This window comes from Erythrobacter litoralis (genome assembly GCF_001719165.1).
Classification (GTDB): domain Bacteria; phylum Pseudomonadota; class Alphaproteobacteria; order Sphingomonadales; family Sphingomonadaceae; genus Erythrobacter; species Erythrobacter litoralis.
On record NZ_CP017057.1, the window covers coordinates 2,909,570 to 2,931,014 of the forward strand.

22 protein-coding genes are annotated in these 21,445 nt (G+C 66.2%); 5 read left to right on the forward strand and 17 right to left on the reverse strand.

Going from position 1 to position 21,445, the window contains the following annotated elements; translation table 11 throughout:
• Positions 1-39: 39 nt before the first annotated feature.
• Genes Ga0102493_RS13830 through Ga0102493_RS13840 form a run of 3 tightly spaced genes read left to right on the forward strand, consistent with a single transcriptional unit; the run spans position 40 to position 2,191 of the window.
• Positions 40-669 carry a hypothetical protein gene (locus tag Ga0102493_RS13830; RefSeq protein WP_034902032.1) on the forward strand — a complete coding sequence of 210 codons (630 nt, stop codon included), beginning with the start codon at positions 40-42 and terminating at the stop codon, positions 667-669.
• Entirely contained in the window at positions 666-1,643 is a 978-nt protein-coding gene (locus Ga0102493_RS13835) for a quinone oxidoreductase family protein (protein ID WP_034902034.1), read from the forward strand. Before Ga0102493_RS13830 ends, Ga0102493_RS13835 begins: the two co-directional genes overlap by 4 nt.
• Positions 1,640-2,191, forward strand: coding sequence for a YybH family protein (locus Ga0102493_RS13840; protein ID WP_081845566.1), 552 nt, complete (start codon positions 1,640-1,642; stop codon positions 2,189-2,191). Before Ga0102493_RS13835 ends, Ga0102493_RS13840 begins: the two co-directional genes overlap by 4 nt.
• Here the strand turns inward: Ga0102493_RS13840 and Ga0102493_RS13845 are convergent.
• Genes Ga0102493_RS13845 through Ga0102493_RS13890 form a run of 10 tightly spaced genes read right to left on the reverse strand, consistent with a single transcriptional unit; the run spans position 2,142 to position 11,119 of the window.
• Positions 2,142-2,447, reverse strand: a complete 306-nt coding sequence (locus Ga0102493_RS13845; RefSeq protein WP_034902038.1) for a YciI family protein — start codon at positions 2,445-2,447, stop codon at positions 2,142-2,144. The genes Ga0102493_RS13840 and Ga0102493_RS13845 overlap by 50 nt on opposite strands.
• Entirely contained in the window at positions 2,444-3,346 is a 903-nt protein-coding gene (locus tag Ga0102493_RS13850; RefSeq protein ID WP_034902040.1) for a VOC family protein, read from the reverse strand. The genes Ga0102493_RS13845 and Ga0102493_RS13850 overlap by 4 nt, the downstream gene beginning before the upstream one ends.
• Positions 3,343-4,101 carry an enoyl-CoA hydratase/isomerase family protein gene (locus tag Ga0102493_RS13855; protein WP_034902042.1) on the reverse strand — a complete coding sequence of 253 codons (759 nt, stop codon included), beginning with the start codon at positions 4,099-4,101 and terminating at the stop codon, positions 3,343-3,345. Before Ga0102493_RS13855 ends, Ga0102493_RS13850 begins: the two co-directional genes overlap by 4 nt.
• The gene (locus Ga0102493_RS13860) at positions 4,098-4,970 is read right to left on the reverse strand and encodes a polysaccharide deacetylase family protein (RefSeq protein WP_081845567.1); all 873 of its coding nucleotides are present in this window, start codon (positions 4,968-4,970) and stop codon (positions 4,098-4,100) included. The genes Ga0102493_RS13855 and Ga0102493_RS13860 overlap by 4 nt, the downstream gene beginning before the upstream one ends.
• A complete protein-coding gene (locus tag Ga0102493_RS13865; RefSeq protein ID WP_034902043.1) occupies positions 4,970-5,770 on the reverse strand; it encodes an SDR family NAD(P)-dependent oxidoreductase in 801 nt (266 codons plus the stop codon). Before Ga0102493_RS13865 ends, Ga0102493_RS13860 begins: the two co-directional genes overlap by 1 nt.
• Before the next feature lies 1 nt (position 5,771).
• On the reverse strand, positions 5,772-6,080 hold the full coding sequence (locus Ga0102493_RS13870) for an REDY-like protein HapK (RefSeq protein ID WP_034902045.1): 309 nt from the start codon (positions 6,078-6,080) through the stop codon (positions 5,772-5,774).
• A 3-nt stretch (positions 6,081-6,083) separates the two neighbouring features.
• Complete coding sequence (locus Ga0102493_RS16295; protein ID WP_051697730.1) at positions 6,084-7,229, reverse strand: amidase; 1,146 nt, start codon at positions 7,227-7,229, stop codon at positions 6,084-6,086.
• Between the two features lie 4 nt (positions 7,230-7,233).
• On the reverse strand, positions 7,234-8,601 hold the full coding sequence (locus Ga0102493_RS13880) for a phenylacetate--CoA ligase family protein (protein WP_034902047.1): 1,368 nt from the start codon (positions 8,599-8,601) through the stop codon (positions 7,234-7,236).
• Positions 8,598-9,896: an MmgE/PrpD family protein gene (locus Ga0102493_RS13885; RefSeq protein WP_034902049.1), complete on the reverse strand. Its 1,299-nt coding sequence runs from the start codon at positions 9,894-9,896 to the stop codon at positions 8,598-8,600. The genes Ga0102493_RS13880 and Ga0102493_RS13885 overlap by 4 nt, the downstream gene beginning before the upstream one ends.
• Positions 9,893-11,119, reverse strand: a complete 1,227-nt coding sequence (locus Ga0102493_RS13890) for an MmgE/PrpD family protein (RefSeq protein ID WP_051697733.1) — start codon at positions 11,117-11,119, stop codon at positions 9,893-9,895. The genes Ga0102493_RS13885 and Ga0102493_RS13890 overlap by 4 nt, the downstream gene beginning before the upstream one ends.
• 38 nt (positions 11,120-11,157) lie before the next feature.
• On the opposite strand from Ga0102493_RS13890, the gene Ga0102493_RS13895 reads away from it, so the two are divergent.
• Positions 11,158-11,913, forward strand: coding sequence for a GntR family transcriptional regulator (locus Ga0102493_RS13895; RefSeq protein WP_236922237.1), 756 nt, complete (start codon positions 11,158-11,160; stop codon positions 11,911-11,913).
• Between the two features lie 8 nt (positions 11,914-11,921).
• On the opposite strand, the gene Ga0102493_RS13900 is transcribed toward Ga0102493_RS13895, so the two are convergent.
• Genes Ga0102493_RS13900 through Ga0102493_RS13920 form a run of 5 tightly spaced genes read right to left on the reverse strand, consistent with a single transcriptional unit; the run spans position 11,922 to position 16,828 of the window.
• Positions 11,922-13,022 (reverse strand): CaiB/BaiF CoA transferase family protein, encoded by a 1,101-nt coding sequence (locus Ga0102493_RS13900; RefSeq protein WP_034902051.1) that lies wholly within the window; start codon positions 13,020-13,022, stop codon positions 11,922-11,924.
• A 21-nt stretch (positions 13,023-13,043) separates the two neighbouring features.
• Positions 13,044-14,276 (reverse strand): CaiB/BaiF CoA transferase family protein, encoded by a 1,233-nt coding sequence (locus Ga0102493_RS13905; protein ID WP_034902053.1) that lies wholly within the window; start codon positions 14,274-14,276, stop codon positions 13,044-13,046.
• Between the two features lie 14 nt (positions 14,277-14,290).
• Entirely contained in the window at positions 14,291-15,475 is a 1,185-nt protein-coding gene (locus Ga0102493_RS13910; protein WP_034902055.1) for an acyl-CoA dehydrogenase family protein, read from the reverse strand.
• Positions 15,476-15,501: 26 nt separating this feature from the next.
• Positions 15,502-16,011, reverse strand: coding sequence for a MaoC family dehydratase (locus Ga0102493_RS13915; protein WP_034902057.1), 510 nt, complete (start codon positions 16,009-16,011; stop codon positions 15,502-15,504).
• Positions 16,004-16,828 (reverse strand): HpcH/HpaI aldolase/citrate lyase family protein, encoded by an 825-nt coding sequence (locus Ga0102493_RS13920; RefSeq protein WP_034902059.1) that lies wholly within the window; start codon positions 16,826-16,828, stop codon positions 16,004-16,006. The genes Ga0102493_RS13915 and Ga0102493_RS13920 overlap by 8 nt, the downstream gene beginning before the upstream one ends.
• A gap of 158 nt (positions 16,829-16,986) precedes the next feature.
• Between Ga0102493_RS13920 and Ga0102493_RS13925 the strand changes: the two genes are divergently transcribed.
• Positions 16,987-17,931, forward strand: coding sequence for a DUF1838 family protein (locus Ga0102493_RS13925; RefSeq protein ID WP_034902061.1), 945 nt, complete (start codon positions 16,987-16,989; stop codon positions 17,929-17,931).
• Positions 17,932-18,003: 72 nt separating this feature from the next.
• Here the strand turns inward: Ga0102493_RS13925 and Ga0102493_RS13930 are convergent, their stop codons facing one another.
• The gene (locus Ga0102493_RS13930; protein WP_034902063.1) at positions 18,004-20,517 is read right to left on the reverse strand and encodes a TonB-dependent receptor; all 2,514 of its coding nucleotides are present in this window, start codon (positions 20,515-20,517) and stop codon (positions 18,004-18,006) included.
• A 145-nt stretch (positions 20,518-20,662) separates the two neighbouring features.
• Positions 20,663-21,340 carry a hypothetical protein gene (locus Ga0102493_RS13935; RefSeq protein ID WP_034902065.1) on the reverse strand — a complete coding sequence of 226 codons (678 nt, stop codon included), beginning with the start codon at positions 21,338-21,340 and terminating at the stop codon, positions 20,663-20,665.
• Between the last annotated feature and the right edge of the window lie 105 nt (positions 21,341-21,445).

Below are 21,445 nucleotides of genomic sequence, written 5' to 3' on the forward strand. Positions count from 1 at the left end.
ATCTTTACCAAGCATGGCGCGCTGGGCTAGGCAAGCGGGATGATCAGGCAGGCCGCGCTCATCGTCCTTGTCGCCGCTGCCCCGGCGTTCGCCGAGGACCGGCTCGCGCCCGGCATCTGGACCAACACCGAGGACAGCTATTTCGCCGAGGAGGAAGGCCGCGAGCGCGCGTCGGACCTTGCCTTCGAAATTGCCGCCGATGGAAGCTGGCGTGCGCTGGACGCTTTCGGTGTGCCGCAGGGCGACTGGAGCGAAGGGCCCATACCCGGCCTCGAGCGCCGCGAAACCGGCTCGGGCTGGCAGGTCGAGGGCAGCGAGCTGCGGCGCGCGCGGATGTTCGCCTGCTGGCTTTCCGCCCGGAAATTCGCCGACAAGCCCGACGGCAGCGAAGACTGGACGTTCGCGCGCGCACTGAGCGTGTTCGACCAGGGCGGGCGCGTGATCGTCCCCGGCAAGGGCGCAGCGCCCGACATCACGCTGAGAATGCGCAACGTCACCTGGGCGAAAGGCAGTCGCAATCGACCCAGCCTCGTGCTCTATGTGCACAAGGACGACCCCGAGCGGGCCGAGAGCTATGCCTGGGCCTCGCCCGATGCGAGCCTTGTCGGCATCAACCTGCGCTGGGTGCAGGCAAGCTGTTCGCTCGACCAAGGAGAGGCACAGAGATGAAATCCACCCGCGCCGAAATCCGCAAACATGGCGGCCCCGAAGTCATTGCCTTCGTCGAAGAGGACGCCCCCGCGCCCGGCCCCGGCGAGGTTCTGATCGAACACGGGGCCGTCGGGCTCAATTTCATCGACACCTACCACCGCACCGGGCTCTATCCGGTCGAACTGCCGAGCGGCCTCGGGCTCGAGGCGGCGGGCCGGATCGTCGCGCTGGGCGAAGGCGTGACCGGTTATGCCGAGGGCGACCGTGTCGCCTATATGGGCCCCGGCCTCGGCGCCTATGCGACGCACAGGGTCATGCCCGCTTCCGCCCTGTTCAAGGTGCCGGACGGCATTTCGGACGAGATCGCCGCTGCCGCGATCCTCAAGGCCGCGACCACCGAAGGCCTCGTCGATCGCTGCGCAAAGGTGCAGGCGGGCGACACCGTACTGGTCCATGCCGCAGCGGGCGGGGTCGGGCTTATCATGGTGCAATGGCTGAAAGCGATCGGGGCGAGCGTGATCGGGACCGTCTCGACGGCGGCCAAGGCGGACATCGCGCGCGAAGCGGGCTGCGACCACGTGATCCGCTATGACGAGGAGGAAATCGCCTCGCGCGTGCGCGAGATCACCGATGGGGCGGGTGTTCCGACCGTCCTTGACGGGGTGGGCAAGGACACTTTCATGGCCTCGCTCGACAGCCTCGCCCCGCGCGGGCTGCTCGTCAGTTTCGGCAATGCGAGCGGACCGGTCGACGGGGTCAATCTCGGCGTGCTTGCGCAGAAGGGCTCGCTTTTCGTCACCCGTCCGACCCTGTTCCACTATTACGCGAGCGCGCAGGAGCGCGAGGCGGGCATGGGCCGGGTGTGGGAGATGATCGAAAGCGGCAAGGTCAAGGTCACGGTCGGCCAGACCTATCCGCTTGGCGAGGCCGCACAGGCGCACCGCGATCTCGAGGCGCGCAGGACCACCGGATCGACGGTGCTCGTCCCATGAGGTTGTCCCGCCTGCTCGCGCCGCTCGCCGCGCTCGCGCTTGTCTCCTGCGTGGGCATCGAACCGCCGGTCGCCGCCACCCCGACGAATGAACGCTCGAGCGCCGGGCTGATCGAGGCGGGGGCCCATTGGCAGGTGCTCTACGAAGCGGGCGAATGGGCCGAACTGCGCACGCTCTACGCCGACGACGCGGTCCTGATGACGCAGGGCCAGCCCAGGATCGAAGGGGCGGACGCGATCCTCGCCTTCCTGCAGCGACTGCCCGAAGCCGGTGCGCAGGTGGCATTCCGTTTCGAGCCGGAAGAGGCGGTGGTCGAAGGCGAAACGGGCTTCGTCACGGCGAAATACCGCATGGACATCGCCTTTCCGGGCAAGCAGCCCAGCGTGGTCGTGGGGCGCAGCTTCCTCGTCTACAGATGGCAGGACGGCATGTGGAAGCTGTGGCGCGACATCGACAATCTCGCGCCCGACGTGACGCCGCAGGATTTCGCGCGCCAGGCTATTTCTTCCACGCAGCGCCGCCGACCCAGTCGCCCGCTACAGCCATGAATTCGTCCGCCCGGATCGCCTGCCACACCCCGGCGCGGAAATAGGGATCGGCTTCGAATATCGCGCGCGCGCCGACCTCGTCCTCGGCCTTGATCACCAGCAGCGAGCCGACCGTCGCGCCGTCCTGCCTGAGCGGACCGGCGACCGCGTAATCGCCGATATGCGCCTCCACATGGGAGAGATGGTCTTCGAGCAGGCGGCTGCGCAATGCCTCGCCCTGTTCCCCGTCGCGGCAATAGAAGGCGTAAAGTTTCATGCCCCCGTTTCTACGCATTCGACGAGCTCTCCGCCAGCGCCGATCGCTGTTGCCGCGCGGCGGCCTTCGTAGAGCGCCCCCTCGCGCGGGGATGGCGGGGCGAGCCATTCGGCGGTGCAGTCGTCGAGGTCCTCGACCGCCAGCGTGACCAGAGCATTGCCGGGCGGGAGCTTGCCGTCATGGCGCGCGCGCGGGGCCGCCTCGTCCGGGTAATCGTCGACTTCGACGATCGGCATGCGGCCATGGCTCACCATGGTGATCGTCGTCTGCGTGTCGGGCGCAAGGCCAAAGGCGTCGTTGATCATGCTGTAGGGAAGCGTGTAATCCTCACCCCGCCTGAGGGCGAGGCGATCGCAATACCACGCGATGCTGGCCTCGCGGTCGGGGGTCGCCAGCACCACGATGAAGATCCTGTCCACCCGCGATCCCGCGCGCGGCAGGTCGGTGTCGGGCAGGTCGCCAAGGACCTGATTCAGATAGACCATCTCGCGCCCCGGCCCCAGCGCCTGCATCGGGATGAAGGCGGGTTCTATGTTCTCGAGCACCTTGGGCGGGCCGACGATGGTGAAGAGGTCGGCGGGAAGCGCCTCGGGCCAGTGCCAGACATCCTCGACCGTGGTCTCGAACGCGGCCCAGCCATAGGTCGTGGTCGGCTTGAAATCGGGGTGGTTTGCCTGTTCGACCAGCCGGAACCAGCACGGCGCGCCGCTTTTCGGGCGCAGCACGGCATAGGGCGAACCGGCATTGCCGGGGCAGCCCCAGCTTGCGGCGAGCCCTTCGGGAAGCTCGCCGCGCTCGACGAGGTCGAGGCCGAGCGTATCGCGATAGGCGGCAAGGCCGCGTTCGAGATCGGGCAGGGTCGAAAGCCCGCCCATGATCGTGCCGTGAAGGATGGTCATTTGCCGAACTCCGGTTTGCGCTTCTCGACGAAGGCGCTGGTGCCTTCGAGGAAATCCGGGCCGGTGAAGGCCTCGGCGAAGATCCGCAGCGTGTCGGCATCGTCCTCGGCCTGCCCGTCAAGCACGCGGCGCACGAAACGCTTGGTCTCGCGGATCGAATGGGGGCTCGCGGCAAGCAATTGCTCGATAAGGGTCGCAGGGTCATGGGCGATCGTCTCGACCAGCCCGATCCGCAGCGCCTCCTCCGCCGACAGCAGCCCGCCGGTGTAGAGAATGCGCTTGGCCTGTCCCGGCCCGACCAGATCGGTCAGCAGTTTCACGTCGTGCAGCGGGTATACGAGGCCGAGCTTTGCAGGTGTGATGCCGAAACGCGCCCTGTCCGTCGCCACGCGCAGGTCGCAGGCTAGCGCGATGCCGCAGCCCCCGCCGATGCAGTCGCCCTCGATGAAGGCGAGAGTGGGCAGGGGGTGGCGGGCAAGTTCGTACTGCACCCGGTTGATAGCGCGCTGGTTCGCCGCGCGCCAACCGGCATCGTCCTTGTTCGCCAGAAGCTCGCGGATGTCCGCGCCCGCGCAGAACGCCCCGTCCGGCTCGGCCGCGCGCACCACGACAAGGCGCAGGTCCGGGTTCGCCGCCGCTTCATCGAGCAGGCCCGGCAGCGCCTCCCACATCGCCATGTCGAAGGCGTTGCGCTTGTCCGCACGGTCGATCAGCAGGTGGCCGACGCGCCCCTCGATTTCCAGCCGCACGTTCATGCCGGGTGGGTTTCCATGAAGTGATCCGCGATGGCCTTGCGCGTCGTCACCCACACGCCGTCATGCTTGCGGACATGGCGGAAGAATTCCTCCAGCGCCCAGACCCGCCCGGGGCGTCCGATGATCCGCAAATGCAGGCCGAGGCTCATCATCTTCGGGTTCCCTTCCTCGCCCTCGCGGTAGACCTGGTCGAAATTGGCCTTGGCATAATCGAGCCATTGATGCGGGGTGAGCGCGGGGTCGGTCCACATCTTCATGTCGTTGTTGTCGAGCTGGTAGGGGACGATGCACATGGGCCTTCCCGGCACCGTGTCGCGGTCCCAGTAGGGAACGTCGCCGCTGTAATCGTCCATGTGGTAGGTAAAGCCTTCCTCGCTCAGGAGCCGCCGCGTGTTGTCGGTCAGGAGATAGCGCGACAACCAGCCATGCGGACGCTGCCCGCAGGTTGTCTCGATGCTGGTCACGGCCTTGCGGATGAAATCGCGTTCCGCCTCCTCGTCCATCTTGAACTGGTGGACCCAGCGCCAGCCATGGCTGACCGGTTCGTGGCCGAGTTCGACGATGGCCTCCGCGATCTCCGGGTGGTTTTCAAGGGAGAGAGCGGCGACCGTCCAGCTTGCCATGATGTCATAGCGTTTCAGCAGCTTGACGATGCGCGGCGCGCCCGCCTTGATCCCGTAGAGGTAGTTCGATTCATTCGAATAGTTGCGCATCTTCGACTTCACGAAGACGCCCAGCTCGTCGACCGGCTCCATCCCGCGGTCGCCCCGCGCGATGGTCATCTCGCTGCCTTCCTCGACATTGACGACCACCGAAAGCGCCATCTTCGCGCCGGCGGGCCAGTCCATTCGTTCCTCGGTGAGCGGCATCAGTGCATCTCCTCCCCGCCGGAGACGTTGAGCGCCTCGCCCGTCACGTAGAAGGCATCCTCGCTCGCGAGCCACAGACAGGCCGCCGCCGTGTCCGAAGGAAGGCCCGGACGGCCCATCGGGTTCTTCGCGCTCATGTTGGCGAGGTAGGCCTCTACGGTCTCGAAGCCGAGCAGCTTCGAGAAGTATTCGTTCTGCTTGGCGCCGAGGCCTGTCGTGACATGGTTCGGGCACACCGCGTTCACCGTGATGCCGTGCGCGCCGAGTTCGACCGCGCTCGCCCGCGTCAGGCCGACCATGCCGTGCTTGGAAGAGACATAGGCGGGCAGGTGCGGGAAGCCCGATTTCGCCGCCTGGCTGGCAATGTTGATGATCCGCCCGCCTTGCCCGCGGTCGACCATGGCGCGCGCGGCGGCCTGCGTGCCGTAGAACGCGCCCGACAGGTTGACGGCGATGACCTTGTCCCATTCCTCCGCCGTGTCGACTTCGAGCAGGGGCTTCATCTTGAAGCCGATCCCGGCATTGTTGACGAAGACATCGACGCCGCCGAATTCGCTCACCGCCGCGGCGGCCAGCGCGCGGCATTGCCCTGCATCGGAGACGTCGCAGGCGACCGTCAGGACCTTGGCCCCGCGTCCCCGCAGTTCCTCGGCGACTTCCTCGGCCTCGGCGTCGATCGTCACGTCCGAGACGACGCAGTTCGCGCCCTCGTCGGCGAAGGCCTGCAATATGCCCTGCCCGAGCCCCTTGTGCTTGCCCGATCCGGTGACAACGACCGTTTTCCCGTCGAAGCGCGCCATTCTACAGGTCCTTGGTCAGGATGAATTGCGGCGCATCGGCAAAGCCTTGGAAGGGCGCGGCGGCGGCCTGGAAATCTTGCGTAGAGATATCGGCGACGAATACGTCCATGGAGGTCACGTCAATGATCTCGATATAGTCGAAATGCGGCCTCGCATTCTCGTCGCCGAACACGCCCACCGACTTGTGCACGGTAAAGCTCGTCACCGAGCCGAGGCGGTTCACCGTCGGCAGGTCGCGGGTCTTCGCCCATTCCTCGTATTCGGCGACGTCGACTCCGGGCTTCAGGTTGAACAGGCAGATGATGCGCATGGTTCAGGCTCCTTGCTTGGGCGGGCGGTATGCACCCATTTTCTGGTCGAGTGTGCGGGCGAGCGCGAACAGCCCCGCCTCCGCCCCTTCCGGCCCGACGATCTGCACGCCGACGGGCAGGCCGTTCTCGGTCCATCCGGCGGGCAGGCTGAGCGCGGGAAGCCCCGCGATATTGGCAAGGCAAGTGAAATCGGCCTGCGCGGCGGGTTCGCGTGTCGCACGGGGGAAAGGCGGGTTGGGCACGGTGGGGAGGATGAGGAAGCCGTGCTTTGCGACAATGTGGCGGACTTCGAACAGCGCCTGGTTGAGCACGTCCATGTCCTCCGCCAGCTTCTTCTCCGGCCGGTCGGGACCATAGGTGAGCAGCCTGGCGAGGTGATCGGAGACCGCCACCCCTTCGAGATGGACGGCCATCGCCCACGACACCCGGATGAAGCCTGCAAAACGGATGCGGCTGCACGGCTCGGAAAGGCTCTCGACCTCCGGCTCGGCGTCCATGTCGTGCACGACCTTGGCGAAAACCCGCAGAACCTCGCGGTCGATCTCGACGCCGTGCCCGGCGAGTGTCGCGCCGGGACCGTCTATAGCGCCTTCCCGGAAATCGCTCATGACCCGCGCGACCCGTTCGAGCGTGTCGAGATCGCGCGCCAACGGGCCGATCGCATCCAATGACAGGTCGGCCGGTTCGAGGCCCTGCTGGCTCACGCGGGCGGTGGCGGGCTTGAAACCATAGACCCCGCAATGCGCCGCCGGGATACGGACCGAACCCATCGTGTCGGTGCCGAGCGCGACATCGCACAGCCCGGCCGCGACCGCCGCGCCGCTGCCGCCCGACGATCCGCCGGGCGAAAAGCCGTGGCGGTGCGGGTTTTGGACAGGGCCGAAATGCGGGTTGTCGGTCTTCGCGCCAAGCGCGCCTTCCTCCATGTTGAGAATGCCGGTGATCGCCGCGCCCGCCTCGCGCAGCGCCTTCACCACTTCTGCATCCTCGCCCGCCACGCGGTCCTTCCAGGCGCCGATCCCGGCATGGAAAGGCATTCCCTTCACCGCGATGTTCGCTTTCACGCCCACGCTCATGCCCGAAAGCGGCCCCTCACCGCCGGTCGCGGTCTCGTCACGATAGAGGAAGGCGTTGTAGCGGTCGGACACGGCTCTAGAGCCCCCGCTCGTCGATCAGGCGCAGCGGTTTCTGGCGGGTGTCGATCTCGGTCGCCTTCGCCGTGCCGCCCGGTTCGACCAGCACCACATCGACCTCGACCCCCAGCCCGCGGCGCAATGTCTCCACGAGTTCGCCCCGGTCGCTCCCGCCCCGGCTTTCGAGGGTCACGGTCATCGTGTCCTTCTGGCTCGCATCGCGCCTCAAATGGCAGACATATTCGCCCGTCAGGTCGCTGCGGTTCTCGATGATCGCGCCGATCGCGTGGGGGAAGACATTGATGCCGCGCAGCTTGACCATGTTGTCGCTGCGGCCCTTGAAGCCCGCGATCCGCTTGAACACGATCTCGCCCCGGCCATCGAGTTCATGCGTCACGTCATGCGTGTTGAAGCGGATGCAGGGGGCGATGTCGTCCTTGTAGAGGCAGGTGACGACCATGTCCCCGGTCCCGCCCGGTCCCACCGGCTCGCCCGTGTCGACATCGAGCAGTTCGAGAAATTGCGCGTCCTCCCAGACATACATCCCGTCGCGTTCCGGCCCTTCGCCCGCGATGGTCCCGGTGTCGCCGACGCCGTACCAGTCATAGGCCTTCGCGCCGTGCCAGGCCGCCTCGGTCGACGCGCGGTCCTCGGTCCCGAGGTGGCCGATGATCATGCGGATGTCTATTTGATCGAACAGGCCCTCGGCCTCGGCGGTCTCGGCGAGCTTGCGGATGTAGTCGACGAAGCCGACGATGGTGGTGACCCCGAAATCGGCCATCAGGCGGACCTGGTTGACGCTGCGGGTCTCGATCCCCGTGCCGGCCGACAGGAACACCGAGTTCGTGAAATGCGTCACCGCCTCGCGGATGTAATGCCCGCCATTGATCATGCCGTGGCCATAGACCGAATGGACGACGTCGGACGGCTCGAGCCCCATCCAGCGATACATCCGCCCGACCAGCAGGTTGCCGACCTCGCGCCCCTTGGGACCGAACATGAGCGTCTGCGGCTTGCCGGTGGTGCCGGACGTGGTGTGGAAGATGGTGGGCGCGCGCGTCGCGGGATCGCCCATGCCGTGAAAGTCGCCATAGGGCGGGTACTCGGCGATCGAGGCCATCAGGTCGCTCTTGTCGTAAACGGGGAGTTTCCCGATGTCCGCAAGGCCCCGGATATCGCCCGGCTCGATGCCTTTTTCGCCCCACAGCCGGCGGTAGAACGGCACCTGCCAGCCGCGCTCCATCAGCCGCCGGAACTGCGCGTCCTGGATGGCGAAAAGCTCGTCGCGGCTCATGGCCCTGTAGCGCGCGGTGAAGGCATCGCCGATGGGGTAATCCTTCAGCAGCTGCCGGTGATCGAGCGCTTCGAAATAGGTCGGATAGGTCATGGCGTTCCCGTGGATTGGCCCGTGAAATAGGCGAGCGGATCATCGAAGATGCGCGGGTCGGCATCATGGGGCGCGAGGTCGCGGGCGAGGTCGCGCTTCGCTTGGCTCTGCGCGGGGGCAAGCGGATTGCCCGGACTGCCGAGCGTGTGGGCGATCTCGTGGCTCTCGCTGCGGCCATCGGTGAAGCTCACCGTGAGGCGCTGCGGAAAAAGCGCGTTGGGATCCTCGTTCGCATCCGGCACCAGCGCGATCCGGCGGGCGAGGTCGGCGAGGCGTTCGTCCGCCATGTGCTCCGGCGTGAAGCGGCGCGGGTCGATGACACCGTCGACCAGCATCAGCGCAGCCAGCCATTGCAAACAAAGCCTTGCATAGGCGGGGGTCATGTCGGGCTGGAACGGGCGCGCGACCAGCCTGCGGATCAGCGGCGGGCAGGCAAGCTCGATCCGCTCCACCGCGCCCGTATCGAGCGCGAGGTCCTGCAGCTTGCCGAGCGCGGCGTGGCTCGCCCGGCCCGAGGGGAAGGGTTTGACGCTGACTTCGCTGATGCGCCAGATCGTGCCGAGGTCCTTCGTATAGGTCGAAAGGTCACCGGAATCGAACAGGCGGAAATAGCCGAATTCGCCTTCCAGCGCGTCCTTGGGGCCGGGGAAGCCCGCTTTCGCAAGATCGCTCGCCGTCACCGCGGCGCGGGCGGCGTTGGCGATCTGGAAGGGCAGCGTCGCCAGCCCCTCGACATGGGGCTGCATCGTGCCCGCCGCGCTCGAATAGGCAAGGCCCAGCGTGTCGGCGAGCGGCGCGCGGTCGATCCGCGCGGCGGCGAGCGCGGCGCCGATCACCCCGGCGGTGGCGGGGCGGAAAAAGGTCAGCCCGCTCGTCGCCGCAAGGCCGAGGCCCGAGGCGATGTCCACGCCCACGGCAAGCGCTGCCAGCGCCTCGTCCGCCTCGCATCCCCCGCGCCGGTCGATCGCCGCGCCCAGTGCGGCGACCACCGTGCTCAGCGCATGGACCACGGCGGGTTCGTGCACCGCGTCCCATTCAAGGCAGTGGACGCGGTATCCATTGACGAAGGCGGCGGCGGGTGCGGGAAGGCGACCGGGCGATCCGATCAGCCGCGCGTCGCCGCCCGCGCCCATCGCTTCGGCGGCCTCGCGGATAGCCTCCGCGCCGGGAGCCATCGCTCCCGCCGCGCCGACCGCGAGCGTGTCGGCCAGCAGGCGCTCGGCATCGGCGCGGACCCGTTCGGGCAGGACGTGGTCCGCGCCCGCGAAGGCGATAAGGTCCAAGGTAGCGCTCACCGGATCCAGTCCTCGAGCATGGTGTCGATCGCCGCCGCGTCATCCCCTTCGAGCGCGAGATGCACCGCGCGCTCCGCCTCGCTTTCCGGCAGGCCGCCCCAGCGCGCGAGGCTGTGCATCTTGGCGATGATCCGCTCCTCGCTCACCGGCCTTTCGGGATCGCCGAGCGTATCGACCAGTTCGAGCCCGTTCACCCGCGCGCCGAAATGCGCCGGGTAGCGGGCGGTGAAATCCTCCCCCTCGGCCAACGTCACCTGCGCGCGCAGATCGGCGAGCGCGGCGATGGCCTCTTTCGTGAAATCCTGAGGCTCCGCCTCGCGCCCGTCGGCGACCACGGCGACCGCGTGCTGAAGCGAGAATTTCGCCTCCAGCTCGGTTTTCGGATCGGGCCTGTCGCAGAAGGTGAGCGCATCGCGAAAGGTCTCGACCGCAAAGGGCGGATCGAGCCTGCCGCGCGCGCGCAATTCCATCGCCGCGTCGATCGCCGGATGGGCGTGGCGACAGGCGGCGAAGGGCTTGAAACTGACCGTGTCGATCAGCCAGCCTTCGCCGTTGCGGGCAAGCTCGCCCGGTTCCTTCGTCATCGCGGCGAACAGCCCCTGCGGCCCTTCGAGCAAGCCTTGCGGACCCGTCGCCCCGTAATGCACGTGCAGCGCCGCATTGCGGCCCGTGCTTACCGCGTGGAAGATGTGCCATTGCTTCGTCAGCACGTCGTCGTGCCGCATGTGCCACAGCCCGCCCGCGACCGAACCCGCATTGCCCAGCGCATTGGCGTATTCGACCGGAGCGAAGCCGAGCAGCGAGCCGAAGGCGGCGCATGCGCCGAACACGCCCATCGTCGCGGTCGGGTGCCAGTGGGCGTAATGATGCGCATCGAAGGCCGCGCCGACCGCGATCATCGCCTCGTATCCGCGCACTGCGGCATCCAGCCGGGTTTCCATGTCCGCGGTCGAGAGGCTGAGCGCGGCAGGCCACACGACCGGGCCGGGATGGAGCAGGCTGGTGCGGTGCACGTCGTCCATCTCGAGCACGTTGCCGAGATAGGTCGCCTTTTCCCACCCGCGCGAGGAGATCGTCGCGCCCAGCGCCCCGGCCTCCTCCTGCCTCGCGCCCGCGACGCAGGCGAGCCAGTCGAGCAGGTGGAACCGCGCGCGCTCTCGCTCGCTTTTACCGGGAGGCCGCGCTAGTGTCGCGGCAAGCAAGGTCAGCAGCGGCTCGCTCATGACGCCGCCTGGCCGATGAAGGGTCGATGGAGCAGCACTTGGCAATCACTGCCACGGACAAGAAAGCCCGGCGCACGCCGCGCTACCTGCAATTGGCGGGGGAATTGCGCGAGGCGATCCTTGCGGGCGAGTTTTCGGGCGGCAAGCAGTTCCCGACCGAAACCGCGCTGTGCGCCCGATACGATGTCAGCCGCTTCACCGTGCGCGAGGCGCTGCGGCGCCTCGAGGCCGAAGGTCTGATCCAGCGCCGCCGCGGTTCGGGCACGACCGTCCAGCCGGCGGCCGCGCGCGGCGGGGCGCTGCACCAGCCGCTTTCGAACGTGGGCGAGCTGCTGCAATATGCCCGCGACAGCGAAGTGATCTATGAAGAGGTCGAATGCGGCGCGCTTCCGGCGGATGTCGCCGAACAGATCGGCGAAAGCGTCGAAGGCGACTGGATGTGCTTTCGCGGCACCCGGCGCCATTCCGAAGACGACCTTCCGATCGCGGTGACCGACGCCTATTTCCACGAATATCTGGGCGAAGCGCCCCGCGAGCTCGATCTTTCGGCGGGAACGCTGTTCAGCCAGATCGAGCGGCTCGCCGGCGTGCGCATCGGCAAGGTCACGCAGGACATCCAGGCGATCCCGGCGGACGAGGCGACGGCAAGCGCCCTCAAGATCGACGAGGCAAGCCCGGTCCTCAGGATCCTGCGCTGCTATTACGACCCCGACGGGCGCATCTTCGAGATTTCGGTGAGCCACCACCCCGGCGACCGCTTCGCCTACGCGATGCATATCGACGTCGAAGGGTAGCGCTTCTCTCATCCCGGATGTCCGCCTTTCGCGGGCACCGGGGCGGGTTTCCATACCTCGCCTGCAAAGCGGATCGGGGGCGCGATGTGCCGCCCGCCGCCTTCGGCCTCGACGATCAGGCCGCGTTCGGCAACATGCGGTTCGTCGAAGGCCTCGCGGAAATCGAGCACGGGGGAAAAGGCGACGTCCCTGTCTTCGAACCACTCGACCCATTCCCCGCGGGTCTTCGCGGCAAAGGTTTCGCGCAGGAAGGCGATGAGTTCGCCCTGTTCGCCCGCCGGTGCCTCGGCAAGCGGCAGCAGGTCCTCGCGACCCAGTGCCGTCAGCAGGTTCTTCGCGAACTTGATCTCGCGCCCGCCCAGCACGACATGGCGCCCGTCGGCGGTCTTGTAGACCTGGTAGAAGCCCGCCCCGCCGAGGCTGCGCTGCGAGGCGGATTTCGGGCTTTCTCCGCCTGCGATCGCGCTGCCGGCGGTGTGCGCGCACCACGGCAGCAGGCTGTCGAACATGGCGCAGTCGATATAGGCGCCTTCGCCCGTCCGCTCGCGCCCGACCAGCGCCATCAGGACGCCCGAAAGCGCGGTCAGCCCGGCGGCGAGATCGGCGCTCGGCGCTCCGGGCACAACGGGGGTCCCGTCCGGCCCGTCATTGACGCTGAGGAACCCGGCGAGCGCCTGGACCGCCATGTCGTGCGCGGGATGGTGCGCGAGCGCGCCCTCCTGCCCGAAAGCGGAGATCGAGCAATAGACGATTGCCGGATTGATCGCGCGCACCGCCTCGTAATCGAAACCGAGGCGCTTCATCACGCCCGGGCGGAAGCCCTCGACGAAGACGTCGGCCCCGCCGATCAGATCGCGCAGGGCGGCCTTGCCGTCCTCGCTCTTGAGATCGAGCACGACGCTGCTCTTGCCGCGATTGAGATTGGCGAACCAGACGGAGTGTTCGTTCCCGCCATAGCTGTCGAAGGGGGCCTGCACCCGCGCCGGATCGCCGGCTTCGGGTTCGACCTTGATCACCTCCGCGCCGTGATCGGCCATCATAACCGTCATCATCGGACCCGGGAGAAACTGCGTGAGGTCGACGACCCTGATCCCTGAAAGCTTGCCCATTTCCTCCCCTCTCGCCTGCGCTCAGACCACGCCGCGGGTCCGCAGGTCCGCGATTGCCTCGGGGTCATAGCCGAGATCGGCGAGGATGGAATCGTTGTCTGCTCCCAGCAGCGGAGCAGCGCGGTTCGGCGGTCGCTTGCCGTCGAATTTCAGCGGGCTCGCAAGGATCTGGAGATCGGGCTTGTCGGGATGCTCGATCTCCTCGCGCATGCCCACGGTTCGCAGCCACGGATTGTCGAGCGCATCGCCGAGCGTGTAGACCGGCGCGACCGGCACATGGCCCGCCAGCAGTTCCTGCCAATGGGCCATGGGCTGCCGTGCGAATTCCTCGTCGAGGATGCGGGTCAGATCCTCGCGGTTCGCCAGCCGGTCGGCATTGTCGGCGAAGCGCGGATCGTCCTTCAGATCGCCGCGTCCCATGCGGGTGACGAGGATGTCCCAGAATTTTGGCAGCTGGCACATCACGAACATCCAGCCATCGGCCGCCTTGAACATCTGGCTCGGCGTGGCGGTGGGATGCGCGCTTCTCGGCGTGCGCTGGGTCTCGTCGCCGTGGTTCATGTACCACAGGGCGGGATAGCTCGTCTGGTGGATCGCGGCGGCGAGAAGATCGGTGTCGACATCGCGCCCCTCGCCCGTGCGCTGCGCATCGACCAGCGCGCCGAGCAGGCCGATGCAGAAGATCGTGCCCGTCATGAAATCGACCATGGAAAGCCCCATGCGCTGCGGATCGCCGCCCGGCTCTCCGGTGATCTGGCAATAGCCCGCCTCGGCCTGCATCAGGTAATCGTAACCGGGCCATTTCGCGCGCTCGTTGTCGCGGCCGTAGGCGGACAGGTGCGCGCAGACGAGCGCGGGGTTCACGTCCTTCAATGAGGCATAGTCGAGCCCCAGCCGCGCGGGCAGGTCGCCGCGCATGTTGTTGGCGACGACATCGACCGAAGCGGCGAGCTTCCTCAGGATCGCCTGCCCTTCGTCGGTCCGCATGTCGAGCGTTAGCGAGCGCTTGTTGAGGTTGAAGCTCTGGAAATAGGTGCTTTCGCCCGGGCGCAGGAAATGCGGGCCGACCGCGCGCGCGGTATCGCCCCCGCCGCGGCGCTTGCCGTCGGGACCGGGCGTGCCGGGCGGTTCGATCTTGATGACCTCCGCCCCCATCTGGGCGAGGAACATCGTGCCATAGGGCCCTGCGCCATATTGCTCGGCGCTGATGACGCGAAAGCCCTTGAGGGGCAGGCGATCCGGGGGACAATGCACCGCGCCGACCCCGCTCAGATCTGGTTCTCTTTCAGGTGCTGCTTGGCGATGATGATGCGCTGCATCTCGTTCGTTCCCTCGCCGATGCACATCAGCATGGAATCACGATAGAAGCGTTCGATGTCGTATTCCTTGGAATAGGAATAGCCGCCGAAAATGCGCATCGCCTCCTGGCTGTTCTCGACCGCGGCTTCGGAGGCGAAATACTTGGCGATGCCCGCTTCCTTGTCGCAGCGTTCGCCCCGGTCATAGGCTTCCGACGCATCGAGCGTGAGGAGGCGCGCGGCGCGTGCCCGCGTCACCATCTCGCCGAGCTTCAATTGGATCGCCTGGTGCTGCGCGATCGGCTTGCCCATGGTTTCGCGCTGCTGGGAATATTCGGTGGCGAGCCTGAGGCTGCCCTCGGCAAGGCCAACCCCGCGCGCGGCGACATTGATGCGGCCCAGTTCGAGCCCGCCGGTCGCCTGGAAGAAGCCCTGCCCTTCCTCGCCGCCGATCAGCTGGTCGGCGGGGATACGGTAATCCTCCATCACGAGTTCGGCGCTGTCGATCGCCTTGTAGCCGAGCTTGTCGAACTTCTTGCCGGTGCTCAGGCCGTCGCGCTTGTCGGCGATGAACAGGCTCATCCCCTTGTAGCGCGGCTCGGCCTTGGGATCGGTCTTGGCGAGCAGGGCGAAGCACGACCCGTTGAGCGCGTTCGAGATCCAGGTCTTGGTGCCGTTGAGGATGTAGTCGCCGTTCTCGTCCTTCCGGGCGACCGTGCGGATCGCCTGCAGGTCGGTCCCCGCGTTCGGTTCGGTCAGGGCAAGCCCGCCGCGAATCTCGCCGGTGGCGAATTTGGGCAGCCATTTCGCCTTCTGCTGCGCCGTGCCGAAACGTTCGACCGCGGCGGCCATGATGAGGTGCGAATTGAAGATGCCGGTGATCGCCATCCAGTGGCTGGAAATCTTCATAACGATCTTGGCATAGGTCGTCGCCGGCAGGCCCAGCCCGCCATATTCCTGCCCGATGGTGGCGCCGAACAGGCCCATCTCGGCCATCTGCTCGACCAGTTCGGCGGGCCACAGGTCGTTGTGATCGTGGTGCTTTATGACCGGGATCACCTCGCGCTCCATCCAGCGGTCGATCGCATCCATGAAGGCGCGTTCTTCCTCGGGGTCGATCGTGCGGATCTGGTCGATCTTTGCGGCGGTGGCCATGACGGGTTCCTTGAAGGTTCGGGTGTTCAGTTGTCGAGATTGCCGTGCCCGCGCTTCCACACGAGCACGGTGCGCTTGTAATGCGCGACCACATCGCCGTGCTGGTTCATCGCGGTGGTCTTGAACGTGACGATGCCCTGTTCGGGCCGGCTCTTGCTCTCGCGCTTGTCGAGCACTTCGCTTTCGCAATAGATCGTGTCGCCGACGAACAGCGGCTTGACCATGCGCACCTCGTCCCAGCCGAGATTGGCGATCGCCTTGCCGCTGGTGTCGGACACGCTCATGCCCGTCATGATCGCGATGGTAAGCGGGCTTACCACGAGCGGCTTGCCGAATTCGGTGTCCTTCGACAGTTCGTAGTCGAAATGCGCCGGATGGGTGTTCATGGTCAGCAGGGTGAACCAGACATTGTCGGCATCGGTGATCGTGCGCCCGGGGCGATGTTCATAGACATGGCCGACCACGAAATCGTCGAAATAGCGCCCCTGGACCTCGCGGAAGCGGCCCGGCGATACCTCGATATAGCTGTCACGCATTCGTCTGCTCCTCATGCCGCGCCAGCACCGCGCGGTATTTCTTGATGAAGGGCGCCTCCAGCATGCGGCCCTTGAACCGGATCGCGCGCCCGCCGCCCGCCTCGTAGGCGTCCAGCGCCTCGCGAGCCTCGGCGACGTCGGCGGCGCTGGGGGCGAAGGCGCCCTTGATCGCGGGCACCTGGCGCGGGTGGATCGCGGCCTTGGCCGAAAAGCCCAGGCGGCGCGCGCGGCCGCATTCATCGGCAAGCCCCGTCTCGTCGTCGAGCGAGATGTATGGCACGTCGATCGCGGGCTTGCGCGCCTCGGCGCAGGCCAGGATGACGTGGTGGCGCGCGGCAAGCAGCGGTTCCCAGGCGAGATCGACGCCGAGTTCGCCGGAAAAATCGCCGCCGCCGAACATCACCGCCGCAACCCGCGCATGCGCGGCGATCTCGAGCGCATGGCGAAGCCCGCGCGGGGTTTCGATCAGGGGGACGAGATCGGGGCAGTCATCGCCCAGCGCGCCCGCGACCACGTCGAGCTCGGCGGCGGTCTCGACCATCGGCACGAGCACGGTTTCGGGCAGGGTCCCGCATTCGCTGAGCGCGGCAAGGTCGCGCACGCCGAATGCCGTCGCGACGCCGTTGATGCGCACCGCCCATCCCGCCGGGCCTTCCGCGACCTGCGCCAGCGCGGCGCCGCGCGCGCTGGCCTTGTCCTCGGCCGCGACAGCATCCTCCAGATCGATGACGGTGAGGTCCGCCCCGCCCGCCTTCGCCTTGGCGAAACGGTCGGGCCGCGAACCGGGCACGAACAGGAGGCTGGCGGCGACGAACATGGCGAAAAGGGATGTCCCGGTTGCGGCCCGGCGGACGGGCAATTTGAGGCTTCACAATTTGTCCGGACAAATCTAAAGTCAAGGACGAATTGCGGAATTGTCCGGACAATCGCGCCGGCCTATCCGTAGAGCGGACAACAGCGCGGGAGGTCAAGTTCATGAAATCGATGAAGTCGCTTTTGGTTGCAGCCAGCATGCTTGCGGGCACGATCGGGCTCGCCGGGATGGCGGGGGCCGCCCCCGCTTCGGCGCAGATGCTCGACCCCGATGATCCGCAGGACGCGCTCGAGATTTCGAAGCGCCTGCAATGCGGCATCTCGGCCGACGAGCCGGCGGTCTATCACTGGTCGGGCAATATCTATGGCCGCTCGCCCGGCGTGCGCGACACGCTGCTGTTCAAGGGCGAGGGCATGAACATCCGCCGCTGCGTCGAGGTCGAGGATCCGACGCGCGGCAAGGGCTGGCGGCTCATCAGCCGCGAGGTCATGCTGATGCTCGACCCGGAAACGGGCGAGGTGCTCGACAGCTGGGAAAATCCCTATACCGGCCAGACGGTCGAGGTGATGCACATCCACAATGATCCGGTGAACGGCCGCCCCAATTTCGCGGTTGGCGCAGATGGGGAACCCTATCGCCTGTCCTCGATGCGGATCGCGGGCGATTACGTCTTCATGCCGTTCGAGGCGCCGCTGTTCTATCCCAACCCGCTTGCGGGCGAGTATCAGCAATATGTCGGCAACATGTATCACGCCATGGAGATCTTCGATTTCGCCGCGCTCAAGGACGAGCTCTTCGACGCCTCGACGCCGACCGCCTATCCGATGATCAGCTGGGTGCGAATTTCGCCCTGGGCGCCGTGGATGGAAATGGGCGGGCGGCCCGGGCAGATGGTCTTCAACGCGATGGGGCGGAAATTGCCGGGCGGGTTCGAGGAACTGCCCGACGTGCTCAAGGACGAGATCCGCGAGAACTACCCGATCTACGAAAGCGCTCCGCCCAAGGACGACATGCGCCGCAATGAAACGACCTGGACCAAGTTCCGCAAGCTCACCGAAGCCAAGCGCGGCGAAGGCGCAGCTGCGGGCATGGCCGAAGGCGAGTAGACCCGACCGAAACGAAAAGGGGGCGGGAAGCGATGCGCTTCCCGCCCCCTTTTCGTGAATGATCGCGAAAAATCAGAACCCGGCGGACAGCACGATGCCGAGCCGGCGGCCCGGACGCAGGCCCCCGATGAAGCTGCGGCGCAGATCGTTGTTCGCATCGGCATAGCGGATGATCTGCTGGATCGCGTCCTCGTCGAACAGGTTGTTGGCGTAGAGCATGACCCGGAACTGGTCGTTCTCTATCCCCATGCGAACATCGACCTCGGTCGCATCGCCGGTCCGGGCGAGATTGTGGACCTGCGCGAAGCTCGAGGATGTGTATGTGATGTTGCCGCCCGCGAAGAAGTCCCACGTCCCCCCGCCAATGCCGGTCGAGGAACGGTAGTCGAGATCGGCGAAGGCACGGTGGCGCGGGGCGCGCGGGATCGACTGCCCGGCGATCGATCCGAACAGGCTCTGGCAGCCGGAAATGTCGGGAAACTGGTCCCCGGTCGAACAATTGACGAGGCCATCGTCGGCGACATCGTTGAGCACGCCCTGGTTCTCGTCCACCCCGCTGGTGAACTCGGTATCGGCAAGCGCGTAGTTCGCCGTCAGCGTCAGCCCGCGCGAGAGTTCGCCGACCAGCTCGGCCTCGATCCCCCAGATCTCCGCCTCGCCCGCATTGGTGACGACGCTGATCTGGTTGGGCGGCACCGACACGTTCTGGGTCAGCTGATAGCCGTCGATCTCGGTGTAATAGGCCGCGAGGTTGAAGATCACCGCGCCGTCCAAAAAGCTGTTCTTGAAACCGATTTCGTACGACTTGTTCTCTTCCTCGGCGAAGGTCTCGATCCCCAGATTGGGATCGATCGCATTGGCGGTGATGGCCAGCGCACCGTTGAACCCGCCCGGCTTCTGCCCCTCGGCATAGATCGCGTAGAACATGTTGTCGGGCGTGAACTGCCAGTCGAGCGTCACGCGCGGGGTGAAGGCCTTGAACGTCGCATCGGCGAGGACAGGCGCGGGTCGCGCATCGCCCTCGGCGAAGCTGAAGACGGTCTGGTCGATCGATTCCTCAGCATAGCGTCCCTCGATCCCGAGATTGAGCGTATCGGTGATGTGCCAGTTGATCGCGCCGTAGACGGCGACGTTTTGGATATCGAGCAGGTTCTCGCTGCGATCGTTCGGCGTCGACGGTCCGAACAGCGGGAAAGTGGTGCCGCAGATCGGGTTCGCCGCGCAGCGCGCCTGTTCCTGCGCAAGCCGGGCGCCGAAGCTGGCCCCGGCAAGCGCGGCCGCATTGGCAGGCACGTCGCGGATCACGAAATTGTCGTCGCTCTGGTCGAAGTAATAGCCGCCCACGATGAGGTCGAAGGCGTCGCTTTCGTAGAGCAGCTTCAGTTCCTGCGACCAGTCCTGCGTTTCGCGCAGATTGGCGAAGGAGAAATCAATGGTCGAGCCGACGAAGCCGAACGGGAAGATCGGACCGGCCGGACCGAACCCGATCGGCGCCCCTGCCGGGAAACGCGCGAAGACCGCGGTCTGAAAGCTATTCGGGCTGTAATCGCCATCGGTCAGCTGCGTCTCGGAGCGATCGTTGAAACCGGTCAGCGAGACGAGCGTGAGATTGTCGCCAAGTTCGTATTCCATGCGCAGCGAGACGTTGTAGGTGTCCGCCTCGATCCCGACCATGTCGGCATCGCCGAACTGGACGGTGTAGTCCGAATTGACCTCGCCCGGCTCGATCACGCCGCAGAAATACCGCCCGCGCCCGGCATAGAGCGATCCGTCGTCGAACAGGCAGTTGTTCTGGTTGGCGTTCTGGTGGAAAATCGCGGGCTGGCCGTCATCCGTGCGGTTGTAATAACCGCGCAGGGTGGCCGTGAAGGGTCCGCCATTGTCCCAGTCGAGCACGCCGGAAGCCGACCAGGAGGATTGCTTTCCGATCTTGGTCCCGTCGAACTGGTTGGTGAATTCGCCCCCGAAATCGTAGAAACGCCCGTTCACGCCGAGCGAGAGGCCTTCGCTGATCGGTCCGCGAATGCCGGCGGTAAGCTCGTAGCGGTCATGTTCGGCGATGTCGGCGGTGACCCGGCCTTCCCAGGTGTCGCCCGGCATCTTGGAGATGATGTTGATCGCGCCCGAATAGGTGTTGCGTCCGTAAAGCGCGCTCTGCGGCCCCTTGACCACCTCGATCCGTTCGATCGTGTCGACGTCGTAATCGGCGAGGCTGCCGGTGTAGTAGATCCCGTCGATGAAGAAGGCGACGCCGCTTTCGCCAAGGATGTTCGCCTGGCCGCGGATCACCGGGCGATTGCCGTTGCGCCCGAAGCTTTCATCGAAAATGAGCCCCGGCGTCGTGTTGGCGATGTCGGTCAGGTTGTTGAGGTTCAATCGCTGGATCGTCTCGGAGGTGGCGACCGCGACGCTGGTGGGAACCGACTGGAGCGATTCCTCGCGCTTGCGCGCGGTGACGATGATGGTCTGGCCGACCCCCGCCACTTCCTGCATTTCCTCTTCGCTTTCGTCGATCTCCTGCGCAGCGAGCGCGCTCGGCGTGAGCATGGTCGCGGCCAGCAGTGCCGAACTGACAAGCTTTCTCATCGATACCCTCCCGTTGGATGCGCGGGCCGCAGCGCAGCCGGCGCGAAACTCTTCTTACCGTCCCTGCTCCCCATTCCTGCCAATCGGCCGAAATTTGTCCAGACAAATTTTGCGGGAGGCCGGCAAGACCCCGGCATGTGAGGAATCAGGGCAACGGTTTCACGTTGCCGAGGAACGCGGTGACCAGCAGCAGGAGATAGACCGTCCACACCCAGATCCTGGTGCGGTCCATCGTGCGCCTGAGCGGGATTTCGGTCGCATCGCTCGACCCTTCCTGCATAACCGCCGCAAGCTGCGCGCCGACCGGCTTGAAGGTCACGTCGATCATGATGGCGGCAACGAAGATGAGCCCGAACATCAGCGCCTTCCACGCCAGCCAGTCCGGCGCGAGCGGCGCGCCCAGCACCAGGCTCTGCCCGCCGAGCCAGAGGTAGAACCCCCCGATCAGCCAGCGCAAGATGCCTTCGATCCGGCGATTGCGCGCCGCGCGCGGGGTCTGGTCGTGCATGTGCGAATCCCACACCAGCGCGAGCCAGAAAAGGCCGACCAGCCACGCGCCCGCCAGCAGCCAGGTCGGCACGTCCCACCAGCCGCCCGTGTCCACGACCGAAAGCGAAAGCGGCACCATCAGCGCCCAGGCGCTGCGCGGGACCATGTCGATCTCGACCAGAAGGGTGAGGAGGGCGATCCTCTGGTCGAGCGACCATTTGTCGCGCTTCCTGAAATGCTGGCCGAGCACGAACACCCCGACATCCGCGCCGAGCCACAGCACGAACAGCAGCAGGTGGACATAAACCAGAACCGGATAGGCAAATTCGGACATGAGGCCCCTTCCAGCGAACCCTCGCAGCAAAACTCTCGCGGCGACATCCGCCCCGCAAAACTGTTGCTCAAACGGCACGCATGTTGACAGATTCGGACAATTTGT

Excerpts from the sequence above, each read along its gene's own strand:
- Ga0102493_RS13880 (WP_034902047.1), bottom strand. The coding sequence starts at position 8,601 with ATGACCTATCCGACCTATTTCGAAGCGCTCGATCACCGGCAGCTGCTG.
- Ga0102493_RS13930 (WP_034902063.1), bottom strand. The coding sequence starts at position 20,517 with ATGAGAAAGCTTGTCAGTTCGGCACTGCTGGCCGCGACCATGCTCACG.
- Ga0102493_RS13900 (WP_034902051.1), bottom strand. The coding sequence starts at position 13,022 with ATGGGCAAGCTTTCAGGGATCAGGGTCGTCGACCTCACGCAGTTTCTC.
- Ga0102493_RS13860 (WP_081845567.1), bottom strand. The coding sequence starts at position 4,970 with ATGCCGCTCACCGAGGAACGAATGGACTGGCCCGCCGGCGCGAAGATG.
- Ga0102493_RS13890 (WP_051697733.1), bottom strand. The coding sequence starts at position 11,119 with ATGAGCGAGCCGCTGCTGACCTTGCTTGCCGCGACACTAGCGCGGCCT.
- Ga0102493_RS13935 (WP_034902065.1), bottom strand. The coding sequence starts at position 21,340 with ATGTCCGAATTTGCCTATCCGGTTCTGGTTTATGTCCACCTGCTGCTG.
- Ga0102493_RS13910 (WP_034902055.1), bottom strand. The coding sequence starts at position 15,475 with ATGGCCACCGCCGCAAAGATCGACCAGATCCGCACGATCGACCCCGAG.
- Ga0102493_RS13870 (WP_034902045.1), bottom strand. The coding sequence starts at position 6,080 with ATGCGCATCATCTGCCTGTTCAACCTGAAGCCCGGAGTCGACGTCGCC.
- Ga0102493_RS13830 (WP_034902032.1), top strand. The coding sequence starts at position 40 with ATGATCAGGCAGGCCGCGCTCATCGTCCTTGTCGCCGCTGCCCCGGCG.
- Ga0102493_RS13925 (WP_034902061.1), top strand. The coding sequence starts at position 16,987 with ATGAAATCGATGAAGTCGCTTTTGGTTGCAGCCAGCATGCTTGCGGGC.
- Ga0102493_RS13915 (WP_034902057.1), bottom strand. The coding sequence starts at position 16,011 with ATGCGTGACAGCTATATCGAGGTATCGCCGGGCCGCTTCCGCGAGGTC.
- Ga0102493_RS13835 (WP_034902034.1), top strand. The coding sequence starts at position 666 with ATGAAATCCACCCGCGCCGAAATCCGCAAACATGGCGGCCCCGAAGTC.
- Ga0102493_RS13865 (WP_034902043.1), bottom strand. The coding sequence starts at position 5,770 with ATGGCGCGCTTCGACGGGAAAACGGTCGTTGTCACCGGATCGGGCAAG.
- Ga0102493_RS13920 (WP_034902059.1), bottom strand. The coding sequence starts at position 16,828 with ATGTTCGTCGCCGCCAGCCTCCTGTTCGTGCCCGGTTCGCGGCCCGAC.
- Ga0102493_RS13845 (WP_034902038.1), bottom strand. The coding sequence starts at position 2,447 with ATGAAACTTTACGCCTTCTATTGCCGCGACGGGGAACAGGGCGAGGCA.
- Ga0102493_RS13840 (WP_081845566.1), top strand. The coding sequence starts at position 1,640 with ATGAGGTTGTCCCGCCTGCTCGCGCCGCTCGCCGCGCTCGCGCTTGTC.
- Ga0102493_RS13850 (WP_034902040.1), bottom strand. The coding sequence starts at position 3,346 with ATGACCATCCTTCACGGCACGATCATGGGCGGGCTTTCGACCCTGCCC.
- Ga0102493_RS13855 (WP_034902042.1), bottom strand. The coding sequence starts at position 4,101 with ATGAACGTGCGGCTGGAAATCGAGGGGCGCGTCGGCCACCTGCTGATC.